Origin of the sequence: Undibacterium hunanense (genome assembly GCF_014284335.1) — a bacterium.
GTDB classification, from domain to species: domain Bacteria; phylum Pseudomonadota; class Gammaproteobacteria; order Burkholderiales; family Burkholderiaceae_D; genus Undibacterium; species Undibacterium hunanense.
The window spans coordinates 1-1,586 of record NZ_JACOGF010000035.1 but is presented as its reverse complement, the minus strand read 5'-3'; the positions used below and the strand labels follow the sequence as shown (position 1 = coordinate 1,586).

Here is a 1,586-nt window from a genome sequence, read left to right as displayed (position 1 = left end):
GGCGTGATTGTCATGCGCTCAGGCAAAAATGCGCTGGCAACCATCGATGCTATCAAAACCAAACTGGAAAAACTGAAACCCAGCCTGCCGCCAGGCGTAGAGATCATTCCTGTCTATGACCGTTCCAGCCTGATCAAACGCGCAGTGAGTAATCTGGAACACAAGCTGCTGGAAGAATTCATCGTGGTGGCTGTCGTGTGTGCCATCTTTTTATTCCACATCCGTTCAGCCTTGGTTGCCATTGTGTCCCTGCCTTTAGGTATCCTGGCGGCGTATATCGTCATGTACTTCCAGGGAGTGAATGCCAATATCATGTCGCTGGGCGGGATTGCCATCGCGATTGGTGCCATGGTCGATGCTGCGGTCGTCATGATAGAAAATGCCCACAAGCATATTGAAGCCTGGAGTCATGCTCATTCGGGAGAAAAACTGACCGGTGAAACCCACTGGCAAGTGATAGGCGACGCAGCCGCCGAAGTCGGGCCCGCTTTGTTCTTTTCCTTATTGATCATCGTTCTGTCCTTTATCCCAGTCTTCACACTGGAAGCACAGGAAGGACGCTTGTTTGCTCCGCTAGCCTTCACCAAGACCTATGCCATGGCGGCAGCGGCAGGCCTGGCGGTGACTTTGATACCGGTATTGATGGGCTATCTGATACGTGGCAAAATACCTGAAGAACAAAAGAACCCTCTGAACAGGTTCCTGATAGCGATATACCGGCCTTTGCTCGATGTCGTTTTGCGCTCACCAAAAGTTACTTTGCTGGTCGCTGGCTTGATTGCCTTGGCGACGGTGTGGCCCATGTCACGGCTTGGTGGTGAATTTATGCCACCACTTGATGAAGGTGATTTGCTATACATGCCGTCTGCACTGCCAGGTATAGGCGCAGGCAAGGTCTCTGAGCTATTACAGCAAACTGATCGTCTCATCAAAACCGTTCCTGAAGTGCAAAGCGTGTTTGGCAAGGCTGGCCGGGCTGAATCGGCGACAGACCCGGCACCGCTGGAAATGTTCGAGACCACAATACAGTTCAAACCGCGTGACCAATGGCGTGTCGGTATGACCCCGGATAAACTGGTGGAAGAACTGGATCGTGTCGTCAAAGTCCCTGGGCTTTCAAATATCTGGGTGCCACCAATCAGAAACCGTATTGACATGCTGGCCACTGGCATCAAGAGTCCTGTAGGCATCAAGGTTTCCGGGGTAAGCCTGAAGGAAATTGACCGTCTGACGGTTGATATTGAGCGCGTCATTAAGAGTGTGCCCGGCGTATCTTCAGCCCTGGCCGAACGCCTGAATGGTGGCCGTTATATTGATGTTGATATCAACCGCGATGCCGCTGCACGTTATGGACTAAACATTGCCGATGTACAAAGTATCGTCTCAGCCGCGATTGGTGGTGACAACATAGGCGAAACAGTAGAAGGCTTACAGCGCTTTCCCATCAACGTGCGCTATCCCCGGGAAGTACGCGATTCTGTTGAGAAACTGCGCCAGTTGCCTGTACTTACCGAGCGCGGCGCTCAAATCCAACTTGGCGATGTTGCTGAAATCCGCATCGACGACGGCCCACCCATGCTCAAGAG

At 52.3% G+C, this 1,586-nt stretch carries 1 protein-coding gene; it reads left to right on the top strand.

Translation table 11 applies throughout. The features are described 5' to 3' along the window. A partial coding sequence (locus H8L32_RS27185; RefSeq protein ID WP_186951002.1) for an efflux RND transporter permease subunit occupies positions 1 to 1,586 on the top strand: 1,586 nt, incomplete at both ends.